At 62.7% G+C, this 22,145-nt stretch carries 21 protein-coding genes and 2 pseudogenes; 7 read left to right on the top strand and 16 right to left on the bottom strand.

Going from position 1 to position 22,145, the window contains the following annotated elements:
- Positions 1-33: 33 nt before the first annotated feature.
- Positions 34-465: an Lrp/AsnC family transcriptional regulator gene (locus tag J3R84_RS16465; RefSeq protein WP_038575742.1), complete on the top strand. Its 432-nt coding sequence runs from the start codon at positions 34-36 to the stop codon at positions 463-465.
- Between the two features lie 122 nt (positions 466-587).
- Here the strand turns inward: J3R84_RS16465 and J3R84_RS16460 are convergent, their stop codons facing one another.
- Both J3R84_RS16460 and J3R84_RS16455 read right to left on the bottom strand, forming a co-directional pair.
- Positions 588-1,532, bottom strand: a complete 945-nt coding sequence (locus J3R84_RS16460; protein ID WP_025425059.1) for a DUF6030 family protein — start codon at positions 1,530-1,532, stop codon at positions 588-590.
- A gap of 148 nt (positions 1,533-1,680) precedes the next feature.
- Positions 1,681-1,896, bottom strand: coding sequence for a LysR family transcriptional regulator (locus tag J3R84_RS16455; RefSeq protein WP_025425058.1), 216 nt, complete (start codon positions 1,894-1,896; stop codon positions 1,681-1,683).
- Between the two features lie 334 nt (positions 1,897-2,230).
- On the opposite strand from J3R84_RS16455, the gene J3R84_RS16450 reads away from it, so the two are divergent.
- Both J3R84_RS16450 and J3R84_RS16445 read left to right on the top strand, forming a co-directional pair.
- Positions 2,231-3,136, top strand: a complete 906-nt coding sequence (locus tag J3R84_RS16450) for an aminoglycoside phosphotransferase family protein (protein ID WP_025425057.1) — start codon at positions 2,231-2,233, stop codon at positions 3,134-3,136.
- Positions 3,137-3,498: 362 nt separating this feature from the next.
- A pseudogene (locus tag J3R84_RS16445) lies at positions 3,499-4,244 on the top strand (F0F1 ATP synthase subunit A).
- A 47-nt stretch (positions 4,245-4,291) separates the two neighbouring features.
- Here J3R84_RS16445 and J3R84_RS16440 read toward each other — a convergent pair.
- Genes J3R84_RS16440 through J3R84_RS16425 form a run of 4 tightly spaced genes read right to left on the bottom strand, consistent with a single transcriptional unit; the run spans position 4,292 to position 7,834 of the window.
- Positions 4,292-5,143, bottom strand: coding sequence for a metal ABC transporter permease (locus tag J3R84_RS16440; protein ID WP_025425056.1), 852 nt, complete (start codon positions 5,141-5,143; stop codon positions 4,292-4,294).
- Entirely contained in the window at positions 5,140-6,000 is an 861-nt protein-coding gene (locus J3R84_RS16435; protein ID WP_025425055.1) for a metal ABC transporter permease, read from the bottom strand. Before J3R84_RS16435 ends, J3R84_RS16440 begins: the two co-directional genes overlap by 4 nt.
- Positions 5,997-6,932, bottom strand: coding sequence for a manganese/iron ABC transporter ATP-binding protein (locus J3R84_RS16430; protein WP_025425054.1), 936 nt, complete (start codon positions 6,930-6,932; stop codon positions 5,997-5,999). The genes J3R84_RS16435 and J3R84_RS16430 overlap by 4 nt, the downstream gene beginning before the upstream one ends.
- Complete coding sequence (locus tag J3R84_RS16425; RefSeq protein ID WP_025425053.1) at positions 6,929-7,834, bottom strand: metal ABC transporter substrate-binding protein; 906 nt, start codon at positions 7,832-7,834, stop codon at positions 6,929-6,931. The genes J3R84_RS16430 and J3R84_RS16425 overlap by 4 nt, the downstream gene beginning before the upstream one ends.
- 121 nt (positions 7,835-7,955) lie before the next feature.
- Here J3R84_RS16425 and J3R84_RS16420 point away from each other — a divergent pair, with 121 nt between their 5' ends.
- A complete protein-coding gene (locus tag J3R84_RS16420; protein ID WP_025425052.1) occupies positions 7,956-8,384 on the top strand; it encodes a Fur family transcriptional regulator in 429 nt (142 codons plus the stop codon).
- 72 nt (positions 8,385-8,456) lie between these two features.
- Here J3R84_RS16420 and J3R84_RS16415 read toward each other — a convergent pair whose 3' ends face one another.
- Positions 8,457-9,368 carry a DMT family transporter gene (locus tag J3R84_RS16415; protein ID WP_025425051.1) on the bottom strand — a complete coding sequence of 304 codons (912 nt, stop codon included), beginning with the start codon at positions 9,366-9,368 and terminating at the stop codon, positions 8,457-8,459.
- A 39-nt stretch (positions 9,369-9,407) separates the two neighbouring features.
- Positions 9,408-10,951: pseudogene (locus J3R84_RS16410) on the bottom strand (nucleobase:cation symporter-2 family protein).
- A 291-nt stretch (positions 10,952-11,242) separates the two neighbouring features.
- Between J3R84_RS16410 and J3R84_RS16405 the strand changes: the two are divergent.
- Positions 11,243-11,704 carry a hypothetical protein gene (locus tag J3R84_RS16405; protein ID WP_128090430.1) on the top strand — a complete coding sequence of 154 codons (462 nt, stop codon included), beginning with the start codon at positions 11,243-11,245 and terminating at the stop codon, positions 11,702-11,704.
- 15 nt (positions 11,705-11,719) lie between these two features.
- Here J3R84_RS16405 and J3R84_RS16400 read toward each other — a convergent pair whose 3' ends face one another.
- Positions 11,720-12,631 (bottom strand): LysR family transcriptional regulator, encoded by a 912-nt coding sequence (locus J3R84_RS16400; protein ID WP_025425049.1) that lies wholly within the window; start codon positions 12,629-12,631, stop codon positions 11,720-11,722.
- A 160-nt stretch (positions 12,632-12,791) separates the two neighbouring features.
- Between J3R84_RS16400 and J3R84_RS16395 the strand changes: the two genes are divergently transcribed.
- Together J3R84_RS16395 and J3R84_RS16390 are read left to right on the top strand one after the other, a co-directional pair.
- Positions 12,792-13,151, top strand: a complete 360-nt coding sequence (locus tag J3R84_RS16395; RefSeq protein ID WP_025425048.1) for an antibiotic biosynthesis monooxygenase — start codon at positions 12,792-12,794, stop codon at positions 13,149-13,151.
- Positions 13,152-13,266: 115 nt separating this feature from the next.
- Complete coding sequence (locus J3R84_RS16390; protein WP_025425047.1) at positions 13,267-14,487, top strand: MFS transporter; 1,221 nt, start codon at positions 13,267-13,269, stop codon at positions 14,485-14,487.
- A gap of 95 nt (positions 14,488-14,582) precedes the next feature.
- Here J3R84_RS16390 and J3R84_RS16385 read toward each other — a convergent pair whose 3' ends face one another.
- From J3R84_RS16385 to glpD, 7 genes are all read right to left on the bottom strand, one after another.
- The gene (locus J3R84_RS16385; RefSeq protein WP_025425046.1) at positions 14,583-16,304 is read right to left on the bottom strand and encodes an ABC transporter substrate-binding protein; all 1,722 of its coding nucleotides are present in this window, start codon (positions 16,302-16,304) and stop codon (positions 14,583-14,585) included.
- Positions 16,305-16,382: 78 nt separating this feature from the next.
- Positions 16,383-16,667 carry a DUF2160 domain-containing protein gene (locus J3R84_RS16380; protein WP_025425045.1) on the bottom strand — a complete coding sequence of 95 codons (285 nt, stop codon included), beginning with the start codon at positions 16,665-16,667 and terminating at the stop codon, positions 16,383-16,385.
- Between the two features lie 12 nt (positions 16,668-16,679).
- On the bottom strand, positions 16,680-17,504 hold the full coding sequence (locus tag J3R84_RS16375; RefSeq protein ID WP_057210833.1) for a carbohydrate ABC transporter permease: 825 nt from the start codon (positions 17,502-17,504) through the stop codon (positions 16,680-16,682).
- A 20-nt stretch (positions 17,505-17,524) separates the two neighbouring features.
- Positions 17,525-18,391 (bottom strand): carbohydrate ABC transporter permease, encoded by an 867-nt coding sequence (locus tag J3R84_RS16370; protein WP_203528590.1) that lies wholly within the window; start codon positions 18,389-18,391, stop codon positions 17,525-17,527.
- A 2-nt stretch (positions 18,392-18,393) separates the two neighbouring features.
- A complete protein-coding gene (locus J3R84_RS16365; protein ID WP_025425042.1) occupies positions 18,394-19,464 on the bottom strand; it encodes an ABC transporter ATP-binding protein in 1,071 nt (356 codons plus the stop codon).
- A 23-nt stretch (positions 19,465-19,487) separates the two neighbouring features.
- Positions 19,488-20,558 carry an ABC transporter ATP-binding protein gene (locus J3R84_RS16360; RefSeq protein WP_025425041.1) on the bottom strand — a complete coding sequence of 357 codons (1,071 nt, stop codon included), beginning with the start codon at positions 20,556-20,558 and terminating at the stop codon, positions 19,488-19,490.
- A 51-nt stretch (positions 20,559-20,609) separates the two neighbouring features.
- Positions 20,610-22,127 (bottom strand): glycerol-3-phosphate dehydrogenase, encoded by a 1,518-nt coding sequence (glpD, locus tag J3R84_RS16355; RefSeq protein ID WP_203528588.1) that lies wholly within the window; start codon positions 22,125-22,127, stop codon positions 20,610-20,612.
- Positions 22,128-22,145: the final 18 nt, after the last annotated feature.

Genomic DNA, 22,145 nt, shown 5'->3' with positions numbered 1-22,145 from the left:
ATATTCGGCAGAATGCCTATATGGACCGACGAAATGCAGATTACCGACAAGGATCGCGAGCTCCTCGCCGTGCTCAGCGAAAACGCCCGCATGCCGACAGCAACGATTGCCCGCAGGCTCGGCCTGTCGCGGACGACCGTGCAGGCCCGGATCGAGCGGCTGGAGCGCGAGGGCGTGATCGCCGGTTATGGCGTCCGCTTGTCGGAGAGCTATGAGAAGGGTCTGGTCAAGGCGCATGTGCTGATCACCATCGCGCCAAGGGCACTCAGCCGCGTCACCCCGGAACTTGCTGCCATCCGCGAGATCCGCACCCTTCATTCCGTCAGCGGTAGCTTCGACCTTATCGCCGTCGTTGCGGCAGCATCGATCAGCGAACTCGACCTGCTGATCGATCGTATCGGTGAAATCGACGGTGTCGACCGCACGCTGTCGTCGATCATCCTTTCGACCCGGATCGATCGCTGACCTCAAGCATGTCGCGCAAAAGTGCGTAGCGGCTTTGCGATAACGACATGCGCGAAACACGAGCTTAAAGCGCAGCGTCCAATAAGACGCGCGCCGCTGTAGAGACCGCGACGCGCTTCAAGTCAGGGTCTTGCGTCAGTGTTTGCCTTCGCAGTGCCGGCACCCTCTGGTGATGCCGGGTCTGCTACGGCGTCGCCGCCTTCGGGTATCTTCGCCGGGCCATTCCACGCCGTCGGGCCGAGAACGAAGCTACGCGCATCGGCGTTGCCATAGGCGAGCCATTTTTCACGGTCGAAATAGAGTTCGGCAATGCTCTTCGGGCGGGCGCGGGCCGGTTGGTTGGCGAGGAAATTGTAGCGTGCCGTGGTCTCGTCCGTTTCGCGCTTGAACTGCACGCGGCTGCCGAAGCGCTTTACGTCAAATTCCTTCAACGCCTGGATCTGCAGCGCAATGCTGCCGCCATCGGCCCAGCGGACATGGTCGAGGAAGACCGACGCGGCGCGCGCGGCGCTTGTTGTCACCACCTGCGCGTCCTCCGGGCGCTCGATGTTGAGCTTGACGCGAAACGAGGTGATCTCTTCTTCGCCGTTGCCCTTGATGAAAATGAAGATCGACGAGATCTTGTCGACCCCAGGGCGCGGAAAGGATACGAGTGAGGAGCATTCCCACTGGCCACGCTCGCCGGCGCTCGATTTCCATTCGAGTTCGCGGAATCCGGCCTCGCGCAGCTCATCGCAGAGAGCGCGGGGATCGCTGCGGAGCACCCGCAGGAACTGCTGTTCCGGCGTCTGCAGATCCTGAAACGTCCAGACCGGCAGGGCGATGCGCGGCGGCTGTCGCTTGACGTGGACCTCCGGGGCCTGCGCCACCGGCTTCTCCGGATCGAGAAACGTCGTCGGAAGATCGAGTGCCTTCAGCAACTGTCTCAGGTTCCTCTGTCCGTTGGCGAGCAGAGCGGTCGCCAGGATCACTGTTGCGATCAATGCAAAGGCAACGAGAAAGAAGGCGATGCCGGTGCGGCTCGGCTGTTTTGGCGGTGTCGTCGCCTTTCCGCGTCCGCCGCTCATGTCGATCTTCCGAGTGCGGCGTGCAGGCGCAGCGCCTCGTCCCTCGATGGCCGGTTGCGGGGCAGGCCGAGAGAGGCCAGCCTTTCCGCGTCGAGGGCGCGCGAAGCGAGATAGTCTGATGATGTGACCGACGAGAGCTCCTCTGCCATCAGCGGCGACAGGTGCCAGCGGGGATGATCGCCCGTACGTGCTGAAACAGCCGCTCGCCCAGCAGCGTCAATTCCAGGTCCTTGCCGCGGCAGCTGACGGCGGCATGAGTGATGTTGATCTCGCGACCGGCGCCAGAAAAATTCATATGCCGGCTGGCCGCGTCGAAAACGCGAAAAGCCTCCAGCGATATGCGGTCGAGCAGCCGGTGTTCCATGATCTCAGGTTATCAAAAAGGCCGAAAATTCGGTGGAGTTGAAAATATCAGATTGTGATGCGGGGTAAAGCGATCATCCCACGGCGACCGGAAGACGGCCTGTCCTTTTCCACTTCCATCATTCCCGGAATCCGCCTGGCAGACAATATCCATGCGACCATCGGGACGGTGACGCGTCCGGCCCGGTGTGGTGCTCGACGAAGGCAGGTTGAAGGCGACGCGTTTCGGCTGGATCGGGTTGTCCGTTCGCCATCCCCGAGCGGAAAAGTTGCGAACAGGCGACGATCGGCTAAAACAGGCGTCCGAGTTTCTGGCGTGAGGCATTTGTCCCGTTATGTCCGATCAATCGACGATCACTCCCACCATCGACGCGCTGCTCGTCCGGCGCCTGATCGCTGCACAGTTTCCGCAGTGGGCCGCACTCGACATCAGGCCGGTGCTGCCCGGCGGGTGGGACAACAGGACCTTCCATCTCGGGCGAGACATGACCGTGCGTCTGCCGAGTGCTGAGTCCTATGCGCTGCAGGTGGAAAAGGAGCAGTTCTGGCTGCCGAAGCTGGCGCCGCACCTGCCGCTGCCTATCCCGGTGCCCTTGGCAAGGGGCGTGCCAGGCGAGGGCTATCCATGGCCGTGGTCGGTCTATCGCTGGCGGCCGGGTGAGACGGCGACGGATGATCGGATCGGCGACCTCAAGGTCTTTGCGCAGGATCTGGCGCGCTTTCTTGTCGCCTTGCGGCAGGTCGATGCGCGCGGCGGGCCGTTGCCTGGCCCGCACAATTTCCTTCGCGGCGGGCCACCTGCCCATTATGACGAGGAAACCCGCCGCGCGCTCGTCGCGCTCGAGGGACGCATCGACACGGAAGCGGCGCGCGATGTCTGGGAGGCCGCATTGGCGGCAAGCTGGCAGAGCGCGCCGGTCTGGTTCCACGGCGATATCAGTTGGGGCAATCTGCTGGTCGAAGACGGTCGCCTGAGCGCAGTCATCGATTTCGGCACCTCGGGTATCGGTGATCCCGCCTGCGACCTTGCCATTGCCTGGACGCTGTTCCACGGGCAAAGCCGGGAGGCGTTTCGCGCCGGCGTGGCGCTCGACGCCGGCACCTGGGCGCGCGGTCGCGGCTGGACCCTGTGGAAGGCGCTGATCGTCTATGCTGGTCTTCCCGGTACCAACTCCGCCGAAGCGGAAAAGAGCTTGGCGGTGATCGAGCAGGTGCTTGCCGACCATCGGCAATTTGGCTGAGCCTCGGCGGGCAGATTGATGCCGGCCCCGATGCCGCAGGCCTATCGGCAGGTATCGTCTCGGCTTGACCTCATCAAAAATTGTCTCTAGGTCAGGCGCACGCGGGACGACCCGCGTCGATGCTTCGCCTGGGGACGGCCCCACTATCTCGACCGCTTGAGATAATGGAGTCGATCGCATCATGCAGCATCCTGGCCTGCGGCACGCCCGCGTGAGCTTTTCCTTCCTGACAGAGCTGAACGTTTGCTTCGGGCGCCATCGCGCCCCGTCTCGCGATCGGCTTTCACCCGCTTCCCACACACATTGATGCGCCCGCGGCCGCCGCGCCGTGGTTGCTCCGTTGCCAACGCACGAGGTTCATGATGGCCGGACCCATCGAACAATTCGAGATCAAGTCGCTCTTCCACATCGCCGAGGTCGGCGGACACGACATCAGCTTTACCAATTCGGCCGTCTACATGGCCGTGACCGTGGCGATCGCCAGCCTTTTCCTGATCCTTTCGACGCGCAGGCGCGGCCTGGTGCCGAACCTTGCCCAGTCGGCGGCCGAGATCCTCTACGAGTTCGTATCGAAGACGTTGCGCGAGAATGCCGGAGAGCACGGCATGCGTTTCTTCCCGCTGGTGTTCTCGCTGTTCATGTTCATCCTGGTCGCCAACCTAATCGGCATGTTTCCCTATGCCTTCACCGTGACGAGCCACATTGCGGTGACCTTTGCGCTGGCGCTGCTCGTGTTCCTGACCGTGACGCTCTACGGCTTGATTAAACACGGTTTCGGCTTTCTCAGGCTGTTCATGCCGTCGGGCGTGCCTTTGGTGCTGGCGCCGATCATCATCCCGATCGAGGTCGTTTCCTGTCGCGCCCGGTCAGCCATTCGGTTCGTCTTTTCGCCGTCATGCTCGCCGGTCACATCACGCTCAAGGTGTTCGCCGGCTTCGTCGTCAGCCTCAGTGGCTTCGGCGCGCTCGGTACGCTCGGCGCGGTCATGCCGCTGATGATGACCGTGGCGCTGACGGGTCTGGAACTGCTGATGTCGGTCATCCAGGCCTATATCTTCACCATGCTGACCTGCATGTATCTCAACGACGCGCTGCATCCGAGCCATTGAGGTTGCAGTGGAGAGGCTCCCTTCCCGGGGGGAGGGGAGCCCCGCCCTCATTCGACCGTCGTTCGCTGGGCCTCGATGCGGGCCGTCCGCCAGGACGACCAGAGGAAAGCTGCGAGGAAGATCACGGTCATCAACAACACGATGGTCGGTGCCGGGGCGCTGTCGATGAAGAACGAGAGATAGACGCCTGAGAACGAGGCGACGGTTGCCACCAGCACCGCAACGATGAGCATGCTGCCCATGGTGCGGGTGATCAGAAACGCGATGGCGCCGGGCGCGATCAGCATGGCGATGGCAAGGATCAGGCCGACGGCCTTCAGCGCGCCGACGATCGTGAGCGACAGGATCGCCAAGAGCCCGTAATGCAGCCAGTTGACGCGCAGGCCGACGGCCTTGGCCTGTGCGGGGTCGAAGGCGTGCAGCAGAAAGTCGCGCCATTTTACCGCCAGGATCCCGGTTGCCACCAGGGCGATCAGACCGGTTTCGATGATGTCGGGCCAGCCGATGCCGAGCATGTCGCCGAAGAGGATATGGTCGAGATGCACGTCGCTCTGGATCTTGGTGTAGAGCACCAGGCCGAAGCCGAACATGCCGGAGAACACCACGCCCATGACAGTGTCCTGCTTGATGCGGCTGTTTTCCTTGAGGTAGCCGGTCAAAAGCGCGCAGGACATGCCGGCGGCAAAGGCGCCGACGGCGAGCGGCAGGCCGACGATGTAGGAGATGACGACGCCGGGAAAGACCGCATGCGAGATGGCGTCGCCCATCAGCGACCAGCCCTTGAGCACGAGGAAGCAGGAGAGCAGGGCCGTCGGGATCGCCACCAGGACCGAGATCAGCAGCGCATTGCGCATGAACTCGAATTCGAAGACGGCAAGCAAAAGGTCGAGCGAGATCATTGCGTGACCTCCAGGGCTTCGGCGCTGCGCCTGCGGGCAGCCAGCAATCCGTGCTTGGGCGCGAAGACGAAGGCAAAGAGGAAGATCAGCGTCTGCAGCACAATGATGATGCCGCCGGTAGCGCCATCGAGGAAGTAGCTGAAATAGGCGCCGAAGAAGCTGGTGAGCGCGCCGATCGCGACGCTGATGACGATCAGCCGCGGAAAGCGGTCGGTGAGCAGATAGGCGGTGGCGCCCGGTGTCACCACCATGGCGATGACGAGAAAGGCGCCGACCGTCTGCAGCGCGGCGACCGTACAGGCGGACAGCAGCGTGAAGAACAGCACCTTCAGGAAGGTCGTCGGGATACCGATCGAGCGTGCGTGGCTCTCATCGAAGAAGGTGACCATCAGATCCTTCCACTTGGCCGTCAGGATGATCAGCGAGATGACGCCGATCAGCGCAAGCTGCAACGTGTCGGCAGGCGTGATGGCGAGGATGTTGCCGAGAACGATCGTCTGGATGTTTACTGAGGTTGGCGACAGCGACACCATGAACAGGCCGAGGCCGAAGAACGAGGTGAAGATCAGCCCGATGATGGTGTCTTCCTTCAACCGGGTGCGCTGGTTGAGAAACAGCATCGCGCCGGCCGCAAGCCCGCCGGAGAAGAAGGCGCCGAGCGAGAAGGGCAGGCCGAGCATATAGGCGCCGGCAACGCCCGGAACGATCGAGTGCGAGAGCGCGTCGCCGATCAGCGACCAGCCTTTCAGCATCAGATAGGACGACAGGAAGGCGCAGACGGCGCCAACCAGCGCGCTGACCCACATGGCGTTGACCATGTAGTTGTAGGTGAAGGGCTCGAAGAGCGTGGCGATCATTTGCCTGCTGCCTCCGGGTCGCTCTCAGGCTTGGCCGGTTGCGACACCATCTGCCCCTTGGCGCCATACATCACCAGCGGACGCTCGTCGTCGGTGATGACGGACAGTTGCCGCGGATCCGCGTCGTCATGCAGGCTGTCGCCACCGAGCACGAAATGCCTGAGGACGCCGCCGAAGGCGAGTTCGAGGTTTTCGCGGGTGAAGGTGGTTTCCGTCGGGCCATAGGCCAGCACCGTGTTCTTCAGGAGAACGGTCCGGTCGCAGAATTCCGGCACGCTGCCGAGGTTGTGGGTCGAGACCAGCATGACGCGGCCCTCGTCGCGCAGGCCGATCAACAGGCGGATGATGGCATCTTCGGTCTTGACGTCGACCCCGGTGAAGGGCTCGTCGAGCAGGATCACGCGGCCGTCCTGGGCAAGGGCGCGCGCCAGGAACACGCGCTTCTTCTGGCCGCCGGAGAGCTCACCGATCTGGCGCTTGCGGAAGTCGCTCATGCCGACACGGGCAAGCGCGGCCCCCACCGCCTCATGGTCGGCCTTCTTCGGGATGCGCAGCATGTTCATATGGCCGTAGCGGCCCATCATCACCACGTCCTCGACCAGAACCGGAAAATTCCAGTCGACCTCTTCGGCTTGCGGAACATAGGCGACAAGGTTCTTCTTCAGCGCCTCCTGGACCGAAAGGCCGAGAATGGAGATTTCTCCGCGCGCCAGCCGGGCAAAGCCCATGATCGCCTTGAAGAGGGTCGACTTGCCGCTGCCGTTGACGCCGACCAGTGCTGTGATCGTGCCGGTCGGGATCTCGAAGGAGGCATCGAGAAGCGCGCGGTGGCCGTTGCGATAGGTCACGGTCGCGCCGGAGACGCGGATGCCACCGCCTGCATCCCCGGAGGCGGCTTCCGGGCCGGAGCGAGGTTTTACCTGAAGGTTCATTGCGAAAGGCCTTTCGCGATGGTTTCGGACGTGACGCGCAAGAGGTCGATATAGGTCGGTACCGGACCGTCCGCTTCGCTCAGGGAATCAACATAGAGCACGCCGCCGTATTTTGCGCCGGTTTCCCGCGCCACCTGCTGTGCCGGGTCGGGCGAAATCGTGCTTTCGGAGAAGACGACCGGTATATTGTTGGCGCGCACCGCGTCGATGACTTTGCGAACCTGCTGCGGCGTGCCCTGCTGATCGGCATTGATCGGCCAGAGATAGAGTTCCTTCATGCCGAAGTCGCGGGTGAGGTAGCTGAAGGCGCCCTCGCTCGACACCAGCCAGCGCTTGTCTTCCGGGATCTTGCCGATCTCGGCGCGGATAGGGGCGATCGCCGCCTCGATCTTCTGCTTGTAGGCTTCGGCATTGGCCTTGTAGGTCTCGGCGTTGCCGGGATCGTATTTGACGAAAGCGTCGCGGATGTTGTCGACATAGATCAGCGCCGCCGAAGGCGACATCCAGGCATGTGGGTTCGGCTTGCCGCTATAGGGGCCTTCCGCGATGCCCATTGGCTCGATCCCTTGAGAAACCACGACGCCGGGCACCTCGTCGAAGTTCTGGAAGAACTTTTCGAACCAGAGTTCGAGATTGAGGCCGTTCCAGAGGATCAGCTTTGCATCGTGCGCCTTCAGGATGTCGCGCGGCGTCGGCTGATAGTTGTGGATCTCGGCGCCGGGCTTGGTGATCGATTCGACGATTGCCGCGTCGCCGGCGACGTTCTTGGCCATGTCGGCGATCACCGTGAAGGTGGTGACGGCCTTGAACTTTTCCTGCGCGCAAGCGGCACCCGGAACGAGCGCGAAACCTGCCAATGCCGTGGCGGCAACCAGGATCGCGCGTCTCATGTGATCGATCATTCCATACTCCCCGATGTTGTCGTTCACAGGACTAGGCGAATGATTTGCATAAGTCAATGCACATGAGAAGCATTCGCAACTAGCTATTTTCAAACTTATCGGCCTTGGCTAGTGTACGACCATGAAACAGAACAAAAATCGCATCGAAGAGCTGGAAGGCGTCCTGAGAGATGGTGGTGTGCGCGTGACGCGGCAGCGTGCGGCAATCCTGAAGATTCTCGCGACCGCCGAAGACCACCCGGATGCGAGCGAATTGCACCGCCGCGCCAAGGAAATCGATGCCACCGTTTCGCTGTCGACGGTCTACAGGACACTGTCGGCGCTGGAGCACCAGGGCGTCGTCCATCGCCACGCCTTTGAAAGTGCCACCGCCCGTTTCGAGACGGCCGACGCTCCGCACCATGACCACCTGATCGACATCGACACCGGCGCTGTGATCGAGTTTCGCTCCGACAAGATCGAGCAGCTGCAGGCGGAGATCGCCGCCGAACTCGGTTACGACCTGGTTCGTCACCGGCTCGAGCTCTATTGCCGCAAGCGCAAGGACTGATCGACATAGCGCCGTGACTGACGAAAGGCGCAGCGGGGCAATCGCTGCGCCTTTTCCGTTTTGGCCTTGAGACTAGCCGCGATCGGCAAGGGCCGGCCCGGCCCGGCGCGCCGGGATGGTCATGGCTGCGACGCCGATGACGACGCAGGCAAGGCCGATCCAGATCGTGTCCGACAATCTTTCTCCGAGAAAGAGAACGCCGATGGTGACCCCGACGGGAACGCGCAGGTAGGCTTGCGCGGTAGCGCCGACCGAACCGAGCGTCTGGATCAGCCGGAAATAGATGGCGAAGGCCAGCGCCGTCGAGAACACCGCCAAGCAGACGAGCGCGATCACCGACTGAGCGGAAGGGGCAAGCGTCCATGGCTGGTCGATGACAAGGCTTGCGGGGATGAGAAGCACGGCACCTGCAAGGAGCGAGCCTGCGGCCGGAACCATCGGGTCGAGGCCCCTGAAGCTCTTTCCGAAGATGGCGGCGCCGGCGTAGCAGACGGTTGCGAAGACCACGGCAAGCTGGGCCAGCAGCTGGTCACCCAGGCCGCCGAAGGCTTCAACGCCGATGATCAGGCTGATGCCGGCCATGCCGGCCACGACGCCGATCAGCTTTCTTGTCGATGCCGGCTCGTGGCGGGTGATCAGCGCCGTCAGCAGGAAGGCGAAGATGGGGGTGGCGGCGTTGAGGATCGAGGCGACGCCGGCGTCGATCGTCTGCTCTGCCCAGGCGATCAGGGTAAACGGGAAGACGCTGTTGAGGCAGGCCTGGAACAGGAAGCGCTTCCATGTGGCTGCGTCGCGCGGCAGCTTGATGCCGCGAAAGCGGAGGACGGCGAGCAGGATGGTGCCGGCGATCAGCGTGCGGGCGGCAATCAGCGTCACCGGGGGAATGGTTTCGACGCCGATCTTGATGAAGGTATAGGATGCGCCCCAAAGCGTTGCGAGAAGAGCGAGCAGCAGAAGCTCGAGGGTGAGGTTGGTCTTGGCCATCGTCGTCGAATCCTTCGGGGCGTTTTCGTTGTCCTCTTTCTACCGTGCCGACACCTGTCGATGCTTCGTTGGCGATCGAAGTGTCGGGGCTTTTTGGAACGGCCTGATGATAAAGCCCCGGCCTCCTCGCGGGGGCCGGGCAGAGCGTTCGACGCTCAATCCGTTGAAGAAGGCGTTGAGCACCACTGCCGAGATCGAGGCGAGCACGATGCCCGATTCGATGATCGGGTGGATCGCATGCGGCATCCACATCAGGAAGTTCGGCGCGATCAGCGGGATCAGGCCGAAACCGACCGAGACGGCAACGACGAACAGGTTGTTGCGCGATGACTTGAAGTCGACGGTCGACAGGATGCGCACGCCGGTGGCTGCCACCATGCCGAACATCACCAGGCCGGCGCCGCCGAGCACGAAGGTTGGAACCGCCTCGACCAGCGCGCCCATCTTCGGGATCAGGCCGAGCACGATCATGATCACGCCGCCCATGACGCAGACATAACGGCTCTTCACGCCGGTGACGCCGACGAGACCGACATTCTGCGAGAAGCTGGTGTAGGGGAAGGTATTGAACAGGCCGCCGATCATCGTGCCGATGCCGTCGACGCGAAGGCCGGCCGTCAGCTGCTGCTGCGAGACTTCCTTGTTGGTTATTTCGCCCAGCGCCAGGAACATGCCTGTCGATTCGATCATGACGACGATCATCACCAGCGACATGGTGGCGATCAGCACCGGATCGAAAATCGGCATGCCGAAACGCAACGGCGTGACGACCGCGAACCAGCCGGCATCCGCAACCCGGTCGAAATGCATCATGCCAAGGCTCGCTGCAAAGACGCAGCCGATGACGATGCCGGTCAGAACCGCAATGTTGCTGATCAGCCCGCGGCCGTAGCGCGCGACCACGAGGATGGAGATGAGCACGAAGGCGGCAAGTACCACATGGCTCAGTTCGGCATAAGCAGGGTTCGGCACCGTTGCGCCAAGCACGACGCCGTCGGGAACGGCCGGGCCGCCTGTCGTGGCGAGCTTCTTCAGCTCGGCCAGCCATTCGGCGTGGGTCGGATCGACCAGCTTCGGTGCCGTCGGTCCGAAGGGATTGCCGAAGATCCAGTTGACGCCGACGCGCATCAAGGTCACGCCGATCACCAGAATGATGGTGCCGGTGACGATCGGCGGGAAGAAACGCAACAGCCGCCCCATGATCGGGGCGAGCAGCAGCGCGACCAACCCGGCGCCGATAATGGCGCCGAAGATCAGTCGGGCGCCCTCCTGTCCGGGCGTCATCGTTGCCATCGACACCATCGGGCCGACGGAAGCGAAGGTCACGCCCATCATCACGGGAAGACGGATGCCGACGCTCCGGGTAATGCCGAGAGACTGGATGATGGTGACGAGGCCACAGACGAAAAGATCGGCGGAAATCAGGAAAGCGACGTCCTGAGGGCTGAGCTGCAGGGCCCGGCCAACAATCAGCGGAACCGCGACGGCGCCACCGTACATGACAAGGACATGCTGAATCCCGAGGGTCGCGAGCTTGCCGATTGGCTCTCGTCCACCGGGTGTATGCTGGATGCGTCGCTCATGGTTACTCCTCCCATCACGTCGACCAGTCCGCTTCCCCCGTCCTCCAACAGGGGGCCCCATCCTCCAACAGGGTAAAGGGTATCTTTGGTGCCGAGACAGAGTGCCGCAAGTGCAACCGTGGAGTAAACACTTTCGGGAATCCGGGGGGAGTGGGCAAAGGGAATGCTGCACCGAAGGCACCGCGGAAAAAGACGCCAACGGATGCAACGTTGCCGCAATGCAGCGCAGGCAGTGTGCACTGGCGTCGAGGCGAAGGCTCGCCTCCGCCGGTGTCCATGGGATTGCAGCATATGAGATTTTCGTCGCCTGCTGGCACGTTTCGCCGTTTGGTCGGCGCATTGATTGCCGTCGCCATTGTTCTGTGGCCGTTTGCCGCCAACGCCGAAACCGAAGATTTTCCGGGGCAGTGGCGACAGATGGTGTCGAACGCCGGCACCTGCGGAACCTGCTGGCTGGCGATCAAGCAGCACGGGCCTATCCTGAAGGTGTCTTCCAACAACGGCTGGTTTGCCTTTGCCCATGCGGACCTGAAGACGGGCTCCACGACTGCGGCCGGCATCGGCCGATGGAGCGAGAACGTCAGCGGCCACTATGGTGGCAAGCCGTTCGATGTCCGCTTCGTCATCGTCGACAAGCAGCTCTACCTCGACATGATCGTGCTGATGGACGATGGCACGAAACAGGCAATCAGAGCGATTTTCGACAAGGATCGGCCGGGCAAAACCGCGCGCCGCGTGATGGCGAAATCGTAGTGCGGCCGCTATCGGTCAAGCCGAGCCCGATGACGCACCACTGGTCGGGAAGAGATTGGCAGCCATGAAGTCGACGAAGACGCGCAGTTTCGGCGCGAGATGCCGGCTGGACGGCCACAGGATCCGGTAGGTGCCGTAGCGGCGCAGCTGGTTATCGAGAACCGATACGAGTGTTCCCTCGCGCATCTGCCGTCTGATCGTGAAGTTGGGAAGGCAGGCGATACCGAGCCCTTCCTCGGCCATATGGATCAGCGGCTCCAGGGCATTGGAGACGGCCGTTACCGGCACATCGACGTTGGCTTCGGCGCCGTCCTGCACCAGCGGCCAGGGCTCGAGCTTGCCCGTCGAGGGAAAGCGATGGTGCAGGCAGTGGTGTTGTTCGAGATCCGCAGGCGCCTCCGGCTTCCCATGTCTTTCGAAGTAGTCGGGTGATGCGACGAGATAGGGGTGAAACGTGCCAAGCTGACGCGTCATCAGCCTGGAGTCGCCGATTTCCCCGCTGCGCACGACCGCGTCGAACCCCTCCTCGATAACGTCGACCATGCGGTCGGAGAAATCGAGATCGATCTCGACCTCCGGATAGGCGCGCATGAAGGCCGTCAGCGTCGGCATCAGCAGCATGCCGGCCATGGGCAGGCTGACGCGCAGCTTGCCGCGCGGAGCCTCCTGGCTCTGAACCAGTTCGGCCTCGGCCGCTTCGATTTCGCAAAAAATCCGCCGGCAGCGTTCGAGAAACAGCGTGCCTTCCGGGGTCAACGTGACGCTGCGGGTGCTGCGATGAAAGAGGCGAACGCTCAACCGCTCCTCCAGCCGGGCAATCGCCTTGCCGACGGCGGAGGGTGAAACGCCGAGCTGGGTTGCGGCCTCCGTAAAGCTGCGGAAGTCCGCCGCCTGCACGAAAGCATTGAGTGCACCAAGGCTGTCCATCCGCCGTCCTCATCCGTTTCGGGAATTGTGGATATTTTTGTCCGATATCTTCGGAGCTGTAGCGTATTTTTCTCTGATTGGAAGCTCGTCATAGTCCGCCCGTCCGACAAACGCGCGTTCGTGACGTGCGAAAACATCGTCGGCGACAGAAGGAGAAAACATGCAGCAGGCACTTGTGGCGGGTTTCCATAGGGATCCGGAACCGACCGTCTTCATCGTCAATGTCATCCACGCCCACCCGGGCAAGCAGGAGGAAGCGTTCCGGCTGATCCAGGACGTCGTGAACTATGTGGCCGAGCGCAAGGAGGGCTTTCTCTGGAGCAACCTCTCCAAGAGCACCGACGGCCAGACGGTGGTCAATATCGAAGCGATAGCCGGCGAAGGAAACGTCGAGGAGTTCTTCACCGACGCGGTCTTCCTGGAAAAGTTCAGGGCGCTGAATTCGGTCTCAACCTGCGAGTTTCACACCTATCGCGTCGATGACATCGTGCTGCCCAAGCGCGCCGTAACCGCAGCTTAGGCACAAACGAGATCGCCGCCCGCTTCGGCCGGCGGCGAACACCTGGCACGCGCTTCCATTCCGCTATTGCCGTCAAGAGAGACGTCACTGGCGATCATCCTGAAAGACACTATCCATGCAATCCACCGACTGCGCGCTTCCGGCTCCGCAGGAAGCAGCATCCACGCCCGTCGTTGTCGCCGGGGCCGGGCTGCCGCTTGCGGCGCTGCTTGCGCTTGCGACCGCCGGCTTCATCACCATCCTCACGGAGGCGTCGCCGGCCGGCCTGTTGCTGCAGATCAGCGCCGATCTCGACGTCTCTCAGTCCCTGGCCGGGCAGATGGTGACGATCTATGCGATCGGCTCGCTGGTCGCGGCCATCCCGCTCGTGGCGCTGACGAAGACCTGGCGTCGGCGGCCGCTGCTGATCACGGCGATCTCGGGATTTGCCGTCGTCAACACGGTCACAGCGCTCTCGACCGACTATGTCGTGACGATGGCGGCGCGTTTCCTTGCCGGCGTCTTTGCCGGGCTGTTGTGGGCACTGGCCGCCGGCTACGCCAGCCGCATGGTACCGCCGCAGCAGCAGGGGCGGGCGATCACCGTTGCCATGCTCGGTGCTCCGGTGGCGCTTTCGATAGGCATTCCCGCCGGCACCCTGCTTGGCGCTATGGCCGGCTGGCGCCTGACCTTCGGCCTCCTGAGCATCATGGCGGCCCTGCTCGTCGGCTGGGTTTTATGGTCGCTTCCCAACTCTCCGGGGCAGCGCGCCGAACGACGCCTGGCGCTTTCGTCGGTGTTCCGGCTGCCCGGGATCCGACCCATTCTGTTCGTGATGTTTGCCGTCGTTTTCGCCCATAACATCCTCTACACCTACATCGTGCCGTTCCTGGAACCGTCAGGGCTTGATGCGCGGGCTGACACGGTACTTCTTGTCTTTGGCATCGCCTCGCTCGTTGTCATTCCGATCATCGGCGCCCTTGTCGATAGGCATCTGCGTTTGCTGGTGCTGGCGAGCATGATGCTCTTTGCGGCAGCGTCACTGCTGCTTGCCGTCTGGGGCGAGCAGTCGGCCGCGATCTATATCGGCGTTGTCGCCTGGGGTCTCGCCTTCGGCGGTGCAGCGACGCTGTTTCAGACCGCCTCCGCAAAGGCGGCCGGGACGGAAGCGGATGCGGCGCAGTCGATGATCGTCACGGCCTGGAACGCGGCGATGGCCGGCGGCGGCTTGGCCGGCGGCGTGCTGCTCGACAGTGTCGGCGCAGCGATCTTTCCAGCGGTCCTGCTGGCGATCCTGCTGCAGGCCCCGGCCGTGGCATGGGCTAGCCGGCATGGATTTCCGTCCCGCTCCGGCTGACAGGCATGAAAAAACCGGGGCCGTTGCCGACCCCGGTGCCGCATCTCCTGATCTTCGGCCGCCCGTTTGCACGGGCGGCCGTCGTCTTGGGCTTGTTACTGCTGCCAGCTTTTGACCAGTTCGTCGTAATTGACGGTCATCGGCTTTTCTTTTTCGTTCTCGATCTTCAGCTGCGGAGCGAGGTTGCCGGCCTTGACGGCTTCAGCGTTCCAGTATTCGAGGTCGTGTTCCTCGGCGAGCTTCGGACCGATCTCGCCCTGGATACCGGCGCGTTCGAGGCGCTGAAGCACCTTCTCCTGCTCGGCGCACAGCGAGTCCATCGCTTCCTGCGGTGTCTTGGCGCCAGAGGAGGCGTCACCGATGGCCTGCCACCAGAGCTGAGCCAGCTTCGGATAATCAGGAACGTTGGTGCCCGTCGGCGACCACTGCACGCGGGCCGGCGAACGATAGAACTCGATCAGACCGCCGAGTTCCGGCGCACGTTTGGTGAAGCTCTCGTGCTGGATCGAGGATTCGCGGGTGAGCGTCAGGCCGACATGGCTCTTCTTCACGTCCACGGTCTTCGACGTCACGAACTGCGCATAGAGCCATGCGGCCTTGGCGCGGTCTTCCGGGGTCGACTTCATCAGCGTCCAGGAACCCACGTCCTGGTAGCCGAGCTTCATGCCGTCCTTCCAGTAGACGCCATGCGGCGAGGGGGCCATGCGCCACTTCGGCGTGCCATCCTCGTTGACAACAGGCAGGCCCTTCTTGACGGCATCGGCGGTGAACGCCGTGTACCAGAAGATCTGCTGAGCGACGGCACCCTGGGCGGGGACCGGGCCCGATTCGGAGAAGGTCATGCCCTGGGCTTCCGGCGGCGCATAGGCCTTCAGCCAATCGAGGTATTTGGCGATCGAGTAGACCGCGGCCGGGCCGTTGGTGTCGCCGCCACGGGCGACGCACGAGCCGACCGGCTGGGATTTCTCGTTGACTTTGATGCCCCATTCGTCGACCGGCAGGCCGTTCGGGATGCCCTTGTCGCCGTTGCCGGCCATCGACAGCCACGCGTCGGTGAAGCGCCAGCCGAGCGACGGGTCCTTCTTGCCGTAGTCCATGTGGCCATAGACTTTCTTGCCGTCGATCTCACGGCCGGTGAAGAATTCGGCGATGTCCTCATAGGCAGACCAGTTGACGGGAACGCCGAGGTCGTAGCCGTACTTCGCCTTGAAGTCCGCCTTGTTCTTCTCGTCGTTGAACCAGTCGTAGCGGAACCAGTAGAGGTTGGCGAACTGCTGGTCGGGAAGCTGGTAGAGCTTCTTGTCCGGAGCGGTGGTGAACGACGTGCCGATGAAGTCGGCGATGTCGAGGCCGGGATTGGTGACGTCCTTGCCTTCGTTGGCCATCCAGTCGGTGAGGTTGCGCACCTGCTGGTAGCGCCAATGGGTGCCGATCAGGTCGCTGTCGTTGACATAGGCGTCGTAGATGTTCTCGCCGGACTGCATCTGCGTCTGCAGCTTTTCGACGACGTCGCCTTCACCGATCAGGTCGTGGGTGATCTTGATGCCGGTGATCGCGGTGAAGGCGGAAGCCAGCACCTTGGATTCGTATTCATGCGTGGTCAGCGTTTCGGAAACGACCTTGATGTCCATGCCGGCAAACGGCTTGGCGGCATCGATGAACCATTGCATTTCCGCTTCCTGGCCGGCGCGGTCGAGCGTGGAGAGATCGCCGACTTCCTTGTCGAGGAACTGTTTTGCCTCGTCCATGCCGGCGAATGCCGTGCCGGTAAGAGCCAGCAGCACTGCCGCTGTCGTCGTGAAAAGGTGCCGTCGCATAATTTCCTCCCTTTGGGTTTTGCGATTGCGTTCATTGCAGTGTCGGAAGGCCCTCCCGGACCTGCCATTTCGATCGCCTCAGACGTAGCGAAAGACGCCGACGGCATAGACGACGGAGAGCGCCAGCGCCCACCAGAGGTCCTGTCCGCCGCCGAAGCCGAGCCATGCGAGGTGAATGAAGGCGCTGCCGAGCAGCGAGACGAAGAGCCGGTCACCTCGGGTCGTTTCGAAGCGCAGGATGCCGACGCGCGGGTTGCCGCCCGGCGAGACATATTCCCACACGCCCATGCCGATGAGCAGCAGCGCGATGGTGATGAAGAACAACGCCGTCGGCAGCGTCCATGCCATCCATGAGAAATTCATCACGAAGCTCCTTTAGACGCGGCCCAGGGCAAAGCCCTTGGCGATGTAGTTGCGCACGAAATAGATGACGAGCGCGCCGGGGATGATGGTCAGCACGCCGGCCGCGGCCAGAACGCCCCAGTCGAGGCCGGAGGCGGACACGGTCCGGGTCATGATGGCGGCGATCGGCTTTGCCGCGGTTGTCGTCAGCGTGCGGGCCAGCAGCAGCTCGACCCAGGAGAACATGAAGCAGAAGAAGGCCGCGACACCGATGCCGGAGGCAATCAGCGGCGTGAAGATCTTCACGAAGAAGCGCGGGAACGAATAGCCGTCGATATAGGCGGTTTCGTCGATCTCCTTCGGCACGCCCGACATGAAGCCTTCCAGGATCCAGACCGCCAGCGGCACGTTGAACAGGCAGTGGGCAAGCGCCACGGCAATGTGCGTATCGATCAGGCCGAAGGCCGAATAGAGCTGGAAGAACGGCAGGGCGAAAACGGCCGGCGGCGCCATGCGGTTGGTCAAGAGCCAGAAGAACAGGTGCTTGTCGCCAAGGAAGCGATAACGAGAGAAGGCGTAGGCTGCAGGCAGGGCGGCTGCCACCGAGATCACCGTGTTCATGACGACATAGATGATCGAGTTGATATAGCCCTTGTACCAGGACGGATCGGTGAAGATCACCGTATAGTTCCGCAGGGTCGGGTTCTGCGGCCACAGCGAAAACGTGCTGAGGATCTCGCTCGTCTCCTTGAAGCTCATGTTGACGAGCCAGTAGATCGGCAGCAGCAGAAACAGGATATAGACCGTCGGGATCAGCCAGGAGAGGCGTTGCGACAGGGGTTGTGTTGTAGCGGTCATGGTTTTTCCTCCCTTCCGGCTCAGCTCTGCGCGTCGCTTGTGGTCATCACGGTGTAGAAGATCCACGAGAGCAGCAGGACGATGAGGAAGTAGATGATCGACAGGGCTGCCGCCGGACCGAGGTCGAACTGGCCGATGGCCATCTTGACGAGGTCGATCGACAGGAAGGTGGTCGAGTTGCCGGGGCCGCCGCCGGTGACGACGAAGGGCTCGGTATAGATCATGAATGAGTCCATGAAACGCAGCAGGAAGGCGATCAGGAGCACGCGCTTCATCTTCGGCAACTGGATGTAGCGGAAGACGGACCAGCGCGATGCGCCGTCGATCTTGGCGGCCTGGTAGTAGGCGTCGGGGATCGAGACGAGACCGGCATAGCACAGAAGTACGACGAGGCTCGTCCAGTGCCAGACGTCCATGACGATCAGCGTCACCCAGGCGTCCATGGGGTTTTGTACATAGTTGTAGTTGAGGCCCAACGCTTCCAGCGTGTGGCCGAGCAGGCCGATGTCGACGCGGCCGAAGACCTGCCAGATGGTGCCGACGACGTTCCACGGGATCAAAAGCGGCAGTGCCATCAGGACGAGGCAGACCGGAACGCCGAGGCCCTTCTTGGGCATGTTGAGCGCAATGATGACGCCGAGCGGAATTTCGATGGCGAGGATGATCGCCGAGAAGATCAGGTTGCGGGTGAGCGCGTCCCAGAACCGGTCTGAGGTCAGCACGTCGACATACCAGTCGGTGCCGGCCCAGAAGAACTCGTTGTTGCCGAAGGTGTCCTGAACCGAGTAGTTGACCACGGTCATCAGCGGGATCACCGCCGAGAAGGCGACGAGCACCAGCACCGGCAGAACCATGAACCAGGCTTTGTTGTTCCAGGTCTTTTCCATGATCAGGCCTCCCCGCCGACGCGCCAGGAATCGGCGTAGATGTTGATGGCCTTCTGGTCGAAGGCGATGCGCGGCTCGGCCGGAATGGCGCCGTCCTCGTCGAGGATGATCGAGATCGGCTGGTCGGCGAAGCGGGCGCGCACGATCTTGTGGCGGCCGATATCCTCGACCTTGGTGATCGCAACCGGCATGCCCTCGCGACCGATCGACACGAATTCCGGGCGAATGCCGAGTTCGGTCTTGGCGCCGGCCTTGATCTCGGGCCGGAAGTTGAGAGCGATGGTCTCGCTGCCGATCGTCGCGGTGCTGCCGTCGATCCTGGCCGGCAGCACGTTCATGCCCGGCGAACCGATGAAGTAGCCGACGAAGGTATGGCGCGGCCGCTCGAAAAGCTCGGCCGGCGTGCCGATCTGCACGATCTGGCCGTCATACATGACGACGACCTTGTCGGCGAAGGTGAGCGCCTCGGTCTGGTCGTGGGTGACATAGACCATGGTGAAGCCGAACTGCTTGTGCAGGCGCTTGATCTGCGAGCGCAGCACCCATTTCATTTCCGGGTCGATGACGGTCAGCGGCTCGTCGAACAGGATGGCGCTGACGTCGGAGCGCACCAGGCCGCGGCCAAGCGAGATCTTCTGCTTCTGGTCGGCCGTCAGCCCTTGCGCCTTTTTGCCCGCCCAGCCGCCAAGGCCGATCATCTCGATGATCTCCTTGACGCGGCGATCGACCTCGGTCTCCGGCACATGCCGGTTGCGCAGGGGAAAGGCGAGATTGTCGTAGACGGTCATCGTGTCGTAGATGACCGGGAACTGGAACACCTGGGCGATGTTGCGGTCCTGCGTGGACAGGTGCGTCACGTCCTTGCCGTCGAAGAGGATGCGTCCCTCGGACGGATTGATCAGGCCCGAGATGATGTTGAGCAGCGTGGTCTTGCCGCAACCGGACGGACCGAGCAGCGCGTAGGCGCCGCCATCGTTCCATTTGTGGTGCACTTCCTTGAGCGCGTAGTCGTTTTCCGACTTCGGCTTGGCGCCATAGGCGTGGCGGATATGTTCGAGATCGATGCGTGCCATTTTCGTTTCCTCCCAGCGCCTCCTCAGGCGGTTCCGCCGATCGCGCGCCCATCCGGCCCGAAGACCATCAGGTGGCGGATATCGACGAAAACCTCGAGGGTTGCGTCCGGTTCGATGTCGTGAATGCCCGGCGCCAGCATGACCCAGCGCGCGCCGGAAAATCCGACGTGGATGAAGCTTTCGGAACCTGCGATTTCCGAGATTGCCGTCTTTACCGTCAGCGGCGTCGCGCCGTCGAAGGGACGGTCGAACGACAGATGGTGCGGCTGGAAGGCGACCGTGCAGGGGCCGTCCGGCAACGCCGACAGATGGGCGGGAACCGACAGCACGTGTTTGCCGTCAAAGGTGAAGATCGAGCCTGATTTGATGAGCTCGATCGTGTTCAGCGGCGGATCGGCGAAGGTGCGTGCCGTCACCAGGTCCACCGGGCGACGGAAGACGTTGATGGTCTTGCCGAACTGGGTGATCCGGCCCTGGCTAAGCGTAGCGGTGTTGCCGCCGAGAAGCAGAGCTTCGGAAGGTTCGGTGGTCGCATAGACGAAGATCGCGCCGGAGGCTGCGAAGAGCTTCGGCAGTTCCTCGCGCAGTTCTTCGCGCAGCTTGTAGTCGAGGTTGGCGAGCGGTTCGTCGAGCAGCACGAGATCGGCATTCTTGACGATGGCGCGCGCCAGCGCCGTCCGCTGCTGCTGGCCGCCGGAAAGGCTGAGCGGCGTCCGGTCGAGATAGGGCGTGAGCTTGAGCAGTTCGGCGGCCTTGCGCACTTCGCGGTCGATCGTGGCTGCGTCCGAACCCTTGATGCGCATCGGCGAGGCGATGTTGTCATAGACGGTCATCGACGGGTAGTTGATGAACTGCTGGTAGACCATCGCTACGGAGCGCTTCTGCACCGGCAGGCCGGTGACGTCGGTGCCGTCGAAGATCAGCGAGCCGGAGGCAGGCTTGTCGAGGCCGGCCATCAGCCGCATCAGCGACGTCTTGCCGGAAAGGGTCGGGCCGAGCAGCACATTGAGCGACCCCCTTTCCAGCACAAGATCGGTCGGGAGGATATGCGTCTCCCCACCCACGACCTTGGATATCTTCTTCATTTCAAGCATTGAATTCTCCGGTGTTCCACCCAGCCATCGGCAGTCTTGAATGCGGGGCCCTCAGGCGGCGGCGTGCGCCGCGCCCCGCATGTATTCCTCCAGCGCCGTCGCCTCGCCGGACGTCAGCTTCAATCCCAGTTTGGTGCGCCGCCACAGCACGTCCTCGGCGTGCCGGGCCCATTCCTGCTCGATCAGCCACTTCACTTCCGCCTCATAGAGGTCGGCGCCGAAATGATGGCCAAGGGCTGCTTCATTCGCTGCCGCTCCAATGAGCGCGGACGCGCGCGTGCCGTAGAGGCGTACCAGCCGACGCACATGGCCGGCGGCAAGGAAGGGATACTTCTTGTGAAGTTTTGCGACTTCGTCGGCGTAGCCCTTGGCCGGGAAGTCCCCGCCCGGCAGGCTTGAGCCGGCGGTCCACTTGGCACCCTTGACGCCGATGGCATCGCCGATCTTCTCGAGCGCGGATTCGCTCAGGCGGCGATAGGTCGTCAGCTTGCCGCCGAAAACGTTGAGGAGCGGGGCCGCGGCCCTGTCGCCTTCGACGCGAAGAACGTAGTCGCGGGTTGCTTCCTGCGCCTTGCTGGCGCCGTCGTCGAACAGCGGGCGAACGGCGGAATAGGTCCAGACGATGTCGTCCTTTTCTATCGGCTCGAGGAAATACTCGCTCGCGGCCTTGCAGAGGTAGTCGACCTCGGCGTCGCTGATGCGGACGTCGGCCGGGTTGCCGGTATAGTCGCGATCGGTGGTGCCGATCAGCGTGAAATCGTCCTCATAGGGGATGGCGAACATGATCCGGCCATCCGGATTCTGGAAGAAATAGGCGCGGGGGTCGTTGAACTTCTTGCGGACGACGATGTGGCTGCCCTGGACCAGGCGCACATTGTGAACGTCGTTCTTGCCGAGCGCGGCTGATAGTACCGCATCGACCCAAGGGCCTGCGGCATTGACCAGCATGCGCGCTCGGATCTGCCGACGTTCGCCGGTCGCGGCATTTTCCGTGTCGACCACCCAGTTGCCGTTGTCGCGCTTTGCCGAGATCACCCGGGTGCGCGCCATGATCCGGGCGCCGCGGTCGGCGGCATCGCGGGCATTGAGCACGACCAGTCGGGCATCGTTGACCCAACCGTCGGAATATTCGAAAGCCTTGGTAAAGAGCCGCTTCAGCGGCTTTCCGGCCGGATCGCGCGTCATGTCGAGCGTGGCCGTTGCCGGCAGCAGCTTGCGGCCGCCAATATGGTCGTAAAGAAACAGGCCGAGGCGGATGAGCCAGGCCGGGCGCGGGCCGCCCTTATGATAGGGAAGGACGAAGCGCATCGGCCAGATGACGTGCGGTGCCATTGCCCAGAGCACTTCGCGCTCCATCAGCGCCTCGCGCACCAGGCGGAACTCATAATGTTCGAGATAGCGCAGGCCGCCGTGGATGAGCTTGGTCGAGCCGGACGACGTGCCGGAGGCAAAGTCGTTCATTTCAGCGAGCGCGACGGAGTATCCCCGACCGACCGCATCACGCGCAATGCCGCATCCGTTGATGCCGCCGCCGATAATGAAGACGTCGAAGATTGCCTGCTCTGCCACTGCTTTTCCCCTCCCACG

The sequence above is a fragment of the Ensifer canadensis genome (assembly GCF_017488845.2).
Lineage (GTDB): Bacteria > Pseudomonadota > Alphaproteobacteria > Rhizobiales > Rhizobiaceae > Ensifer > Ensifer canadensis.
Note: the sequence above shows the minus strand (reverse complement) of the source record. Positions and strands in the feature narration are given on the sequence as shown.

What these genes read in the sequence shown, in the direction of transcription:
- J3R84_RS16465 (WP_038575742.1), top strand. Translation starts at nt 34, where the DNA reads ATGCAGATTACCGACAAGGATCGCGAGCTCCTCGCCGTGCTCAGCGAA.
- J3R84_RS16460 (WP_025425059.1), bottom strand. Translation starts at nt 1,532, where the DNA reads ATGAGCGGCGGACGCGGAAAGGCGACGACACCGCCAAAACAGCCGAGC.
- J3R84_RS16455 (WP_025425058.1), bottom strand. Translation starts at nt 1,896, where the DNA reads ATGGAACACCGGCTGCTCGACCGCATATCGCTGGAGGCTTTTCGCGTT.
- J3R84_RS16450 (WP_025425057.1), top strand. Translation starts at nt 2,231, where the DNA reads ATGTCCGATCAATCGACGATCACTCCCACCATCGACGCGCTGCTCGTC.
- J3R84_RS16440 (WP_025425056.1), bottom strand. Translation starts at nt 5,143, where the DNA reads ATGATCTCGCTCGACCTTTTGCTTGCCGTCTTCGAATTCGAGTTCATG.
- J3R84_RS16435 (WP_025425055.1), bottom strand. Translation starts at nt 6,000, where the DNA reads ATGATCGCCACGCTCTTCGAGCCCTTCACCTACAACTACATGGTCAAC.
- J3R84_RS16430 (WP_025425054.1), bottom strand. Translation starts at nt 6,932, where the DNA reads ATGAACCTTCAGGTAAAACCTCGCTCCGGCCCGGAAGCCGCCTCCGGG.
- J3R84_RS16425 (WP_025425053.1), bottom strand. Translation starts at nt 7,834, where the DNA reads ATGATCGATCACATGAGACGCGCGATCCTGGTTGCCGCCACGGCATTG.
- J3R84_RS16420 (WP_025425052.1), top strand. Translation starts at nt 7,956, where the DNA reads ATGAAACAGAACAAAAATCGCATCGAAGAGCTGGAAGGCGTCCTGAGA.
- J3R84_RS16415 (WP_025425051.1), bottom strand. Translation starts at nt 9,368, where the DNA reads ATGGCCAAGACCAACCTCACCCTCGAGCTTCTGCTGCTCGCTCTTCTC.
- J3R84_RS16405 (WP_128090430.1), top strand. Translation starts at nt 11,243, where the DNA reads ATGAGATTTTCGTCGCCTGCTGGCACGTTTCGCCGTTTGGTCGGCGCA.
- J3R84_RS16400 (WP_025425049.1), bottom strand. Translation starts at nt 12,631, where the DNA reads ATGGACAGCCTTGGTGCACTCAATGCTTTCGTGCAGGCGGCGGACTTC.
- J3R84_RS16395 (WP_025425048.1), top strand. Translation starts at nt 12,792, where the DNA reads ATGCAGCAGGCACTTGTGGCGGGTTTCCATAGGGATCCGGAACCGACC.
- J3R84_RS16390 (WP_025425047.1), top strand. Translation starts at nt 13,267, where the DNA reads ATGCAATCCACCGACTGCGCGCTTCCGGCTCCGCAGGAAGCAGCATCC.
- J3R84_RS16385 (WP_025425046.1), bottom strand. Translation starts at nt 16,304, where the DNA reads ATGCGACGGCACCTTTTCACGACGACAGCGGCAGTGCTGCTGGCTCTT.
- J3R84_RS16380 (WP_025425045.1), bottom strand. Translation starts at nt 16,667, where the DNA reads ATGAATTTCTCATGGATGGCATGGACGCTGCCGACGGCGTTGTTCTTC.
- J3R84_RS16375 (WP_057210833.1), bottom strand. Translation starts at nt 17,504, where the DNA reads ATGACCGCTACAACACAACCCCTGTCGCAACGCCTCTCCTGGCTGATC.
- J3R84_RS16370 (WP_203528590.1), bottom strand. Translation starts at nt 18,391, where the DNA reads ATGGAAAAGACCTGGAACAACAAAGCCTGGTTCATGGTTCTGCCGGTG.
- J3R84_RS16365 (WP_025425042.1), bottom strand. Translation starts at nt 19,464, where the DNA reads ATGGCACGCATCGATCTCGAACATATCCGCCACGCCTATGGCGCCAAG.
- J3R84_RS16360 (WP_025425041.1), bottom strand. Translation starts at nt 20,558, where the DNA reads ATGCTTGAAATGAAGAAGATATCCAAGGTCGTGGGTGGGGAGACGCAT.